Genomic DNA, 4144 nt, shown 5'->3' on the forward strand with positions numbered 1-4144 from the left:
GTCGGGGACGGCGCGGCGGCCGTCGTACTCGCGGCGGGCGACCGGGCGCGCGCCCTGTGCGAACGCCCCGCCTGGATCCGGGGCATCGACCACCGCATCGAGGCCCACAGCCTCGGCGTGCGCGACCTCACCGACTCACCGTCGGCCCGGCTGGCCGCCGAACGGGCCGGCGCCTTCGAGCGCCCCGTCGACACCGCCGAACTGCACGCGCCCTTCACCTCCCAGGAAGTCGTCCTGCGCAAGGCGCTCCGGCTCGGCGACGGCGTACGTGTCAATCCGTCGGGCGGCGCGCTCGCCGCGAACCCCGTCATGGCGGCCGGGCTCATCCGGCTCGGCGAGGCCGCCGCCCGGATCCAGCGCGGGGAGTCCGACCGGGCCCTCGCCCACGCGACCTCCGGCCCGTGCCTCCAGCAGAATCTGGTCGCCGTCCTCGAAGGAGAGGCCCAGTGAGTAACCAGCCAGCGAACGGCCGAGGTGCGGCCGGCAAGGAACCGGTGGCCGTCGTCGGGATCGGCCAGACCCACCACGTCGCCGCCCGGCACGACGTCTCCATCGCCGGACTCGTCCGCGAGGCGGCCGGGCGCGCCCTGAGCGACGCCGAGCTGACCTGGGCGGACATCGACGCCGTCGTCATCGGCAAGGCCCCGGACTTCTTCGAGGGCGTGATGATGCCGGAGCTCTATCTGGCGGACGCGCTGGGCGCCGTCGGCAAGCCCATGATGCGGGTGCACACCGCGGGCTCGGTGGGCGGCTCGACCACACTGGTCGCATCCAACCTGGTCGCGTCGCGGGTGCACAGGACCGTGCTGACCCTCGCCTTCGAGAAGCAGTCCGAGTCCAACGCCATGTGGGGACTCTCCCTGCCCGTGCCGTTCCAGCAGCCCCTGCTCGCCGGCGCCGGCGGGTTCTTCGCCCCGCATGTGCGGGCCTATATGCGCAGGGCGGGGGCGCCCGACACGGTCGGCTCGCTCGTCGCGTACAAGGACCGCCGCAACGCGCTGAAGAACCCCTACGCCCATCTGCACGAGAAGGACATCACCCTGGAGAAGGTCCAGGCGTCCCCGATGCTGTGGGACCCCGTCCGCTACTCCGAGACCTGCCCGTCGTCGGACGGGGCGTGCGCGATGGTCCTCACCGACCGTGCGGGGGCGGCCCGTTCACCCCGGCCGCCCGCCTGGATGCACGGCGGGGCGATGCGCAGCGAGCCCACCCTCTTCGCAGGCAAGGACTTCGTCTCGCCGCAGGCGGGCAAGGACTGCGCCGCCGACGTCTACCGGCAGGCGGGCATCACCGACCCGCGCCGGGAGATCGACGCGGTCGAGATGTACGTCCCGTTCTCCTGGTACGAGCCGATGTGGCTGGAGAACCTGGGCTTCGCCGCCGAGGGCGAGGGCTGGAAACTCACCGAGTCGGGCGCCACCGAGCTGGACGGCGACCTGCCGGTGAACCCCTCGGGCGGGGTGCTCTCCACCAACCCCATCGGGGCCTCCGGGATGATCCGGTTCGCCGAGGCCGCGCTCCAGGTCCGCGGCGCGGCGGGCGAGCACCAGGTGGACGGCGCCCGCAAGGCGCTGGGGCACGCCTACGGCGGCGGCTCGCAGTTCTTCTCCATGTGGCTGGTGGGCTCGGAGCCGCCCACCGGCTGACCGCCGGGGGACCGCCCGACGGGCCCTGTCCGGCCCCCGCACGGCTTCCGTCCCGCCGCGCGGCTCGATGCCCGCGGGCCGCTGCGGGGCGTCTGCGCCGGTCCGCGCCGGGCTTTCCCGCGGGTGGCCGCGGGGACGGTGAGGACCGCTCCGCACAGCCCCGGCCCCGGCTTCGGCGGACCGCCGGGGCCACGTACCATGGCTGTATGTCCTTCCTCCGCCGCCGCAGCGCCGCCACTCCCGCGGGCCCGGACTTCGACGTCCTGGCCATGGACCCGGGTGACTGGCCCGGCAACCTCGGCGCCGGACTCCTCCCCGCACCCGACGGCACCTGTCAGGGCGTCTTCCTGCGGTACGACCTCTTCGGCGGCCGCGGCCCCGCGATGATCATCGGGAATCTGCCGGAGGGCTCGCCCGCCCGCGAGGTCGCCGACGGCCAGATCCCCTTCGAGGTGGCGCAGCTCCTCGCGGCCCTGGAGAACGACGAGCCCATCGAGGTGCTCGACACCGAGGACATGCCGGTGATGCAGGGCGACAACCTCCTCATCGTGCGGCGTCTGAAGCTCTCGGAGAGCCGGATCTCCTGCGTGCAGTTCGACCGCAGCGACAAGGTCCTGGTCACCATCGCCAGCTGGGACCGGCCGATTACCGACGATCTGTACGCCCTCCTGAAGCCGCTGCCCGCCGAGATGTTCCAGCAGGGCTGAGCCCCGCGCGCCGGCCCGGTCGTACGCGGGAGCATCCCCGCGGACGTAGAACCCGGGTAACACGTCTTCGCCATCGCATGGTTGCCGCGCCTTCCGCGCTGGTCATCGGCCATGCCAGTGGTCTGGACATCTGTTTCAACAGCCGCCCCGTGCGGCGCTCTTGACGTGCCATCACCTCAGGTCGGAGAGTGCGCCCATACCGTTCGAGCGATCACCACGGCGCAACTCCCGGCAAGAAGGGCCGTCATGACGTCCAAGCAGCGGATCAGACTCGCGCTCGCGCTGACCACCGCGAGCACCCTCGGCCTCGCCCTGACCGGCCCGGCTGCGCAGGCGACCCCCCGGGACACCCGGCCCGAGTGCCCCCGCACCCTCGACTGCGCGTGGGCCCCCGCCGCCTACCAGCAGACCGGTGACCCCGCCGACAAGGAGACGTACGGCAACTACGACACCGCGGACCGCCCGCACACCGGGAAGATCAAGTACATCGTCCTGCACGACACCGAGGAAACCTTCGACCGGACGCTGCAGATCTTCCAGGACCCGCACAGCCAGACGTCCGCGCACTACGTGGTCCGCTCCGCCGACGGTCATGTGGCGCAGATGGTCAAGGACAAGGACATCGCCTGGCAGGCGGGCAACTGGTACATCAACCAGCAGTCCATCGGGATCGAGCAGGAAGGCATCGCGACCGACGGCGCCAAGTGGTTCACCCCGGCGATGTACCGCTCGACGGCAGCCCTCGTGCGCTACCTCGCGGCCAAGTACGACATCCCGCTGGACCGCCAGCACATCATCGGCCACGACAACGTCCCGCCCACCAGCACCGCCGGAACAGCGGCCATGCACTGGGACCCCGGCACGTACTGGGACTGGGACTACTTCATGAAGCTGGTCGGCAGGCCCACCGTCCCGACCGCCTCGCCCCACAGTCAACTCGTCACCGTGAGCCCGGTGTTCAAGGAGAACATCCAGAAGTTCCGGGACTGCGAGAAGAACGTCGACCTCCCGGCGCAGGCTTCGAGCGCGGTGCCCCTCCACACCGCGCCCTCCACCGGATCACCGCTCTTCTCCGACCCGGCGCTGCACACCGACGGCAAGCCAGGCACCAACTGCATCGCCGACTGGGGCAGCAAGGTCAGCGCATCGCAGCAGGCCGTGGTCGCCGGACACGCACCCGGCTGGACCGCGATCTGGTGGTACGGGCAGAAAGCCTGGTTCCAGAGCCCGGCGCACACCAGGACCATCACACCGACGTCCGGCTACGTGGTGAAGCCGAAGGCAGGCCGGACCGATGTACCGGTGTACGGGGTGGCCTACCCGGAGAAGAGCGAGTACCCGGCCGACTTCACCGCCGCTCACCTGGGCACACCGCTCCCGTACACGATCAAGCAGGGCCAGGCGTACCCCGGCGGTGGCGAGGCGCCCACGGGCTACTACTACGCGCCGACGATCGACGCCTCCTACCCGTACGACCACACGTACTTCCCCGGCGCCACCACGTACGTGACCGTGCAGATCGGACACCGGGTGGCCTTCGTGAAGGCGTCCGACGTCGACATCCTGCGCACACACTGACGACCGGCCGGCCTGCCCCAGCCGCCCGCCGGAGCGTCTCCCGTGCGGTGAGCGCGCGCCGCGGCCGCGCCGGAACAGCACGGTGCGCACCCAGTGTGTCGGCACCGGGTGCGCACCGTGCTTCCCCCTCCCGGGGACCCGGTGCCGGGTCCCCGCGGTTCAGCGGGTCCCGACAGCCGCGCGCACGGCGCGCCGGGCCAGGGCGCAGTCGTC

At 71.7% G+C, this 4144-nt stretch carries 3 protein-coding genes and 1 pseudogene; all 4 read left to right on the plus strand.

All coding sequences use genetic code 11. The annotated features are described in order from the left end of the window. A pseudogene (locus G3I19_RS35015) lies at positions 1–450 on the plus strand (lipid-transfer protein); the annotation flags it as partial. Then, positions 447–1646, plus strand: a complete 1200-nt coding sequence (locus G3I19_RS35020) for a thiolase domain-containing protein (protein ID WP_164267724.1) — start codon at positions 447–449, stop codon at positions 1644–1646. The pseudogene G3I19_RS35015 and the gene G3I19_RS35020, both read left to right, overlap by 4 nt. A 206-nt stretch (positions 1647–1852) precedes the next feature. Next, entirely contained in the window at positions 1853–2353 is a 501-nt protein-coding gene (locus G3I19_RS35025; protein WP_164267725.1) for a hypothetical protein, read from the plus strand. Positions 2354–2599: 246 nt separating this feature from the next. Next, positions 2600–3931, plus strand: coding sequence for a peptidoglycan recognition family protein (locus tag G3I19_RS35030; RefSeq protein ID WP_164267726.1), 1332 nt, complete (start codon positions 2600–2602; stop codon positions 3929–3931). The last annotated feature ends 213 nt before the right edge of the window (positions 3932–4144 follow it).

The sequence above is a fragment of the Streptomyces sp. SID10853 genome (genome assembly GCF_010548145.1).
Lineage (GTDB): Bacteria > Actinomycetota > Actinomycetes > Streptomycetales > Streptomycetaceae > Streptomyces.

What these genes read in the sequence shown, in the direction of transcription:
- G3I19_RS35025 (WP_164267725.1), top strand. Translation starts at nt 1,853, where the DNA reads ATGTCCTTCCTCCGCCGCCGCAGCGCCGCCACTCCCGCGGGCCCGGAC.
- G3I19_RS35030 (WP_164267726.1), top strand. Translation starts at nt 2,600, where the DNA reads ATGACGTCCAAGCAGCGGATCAGACTCGCGCTCGCGCTGACCACCGCG.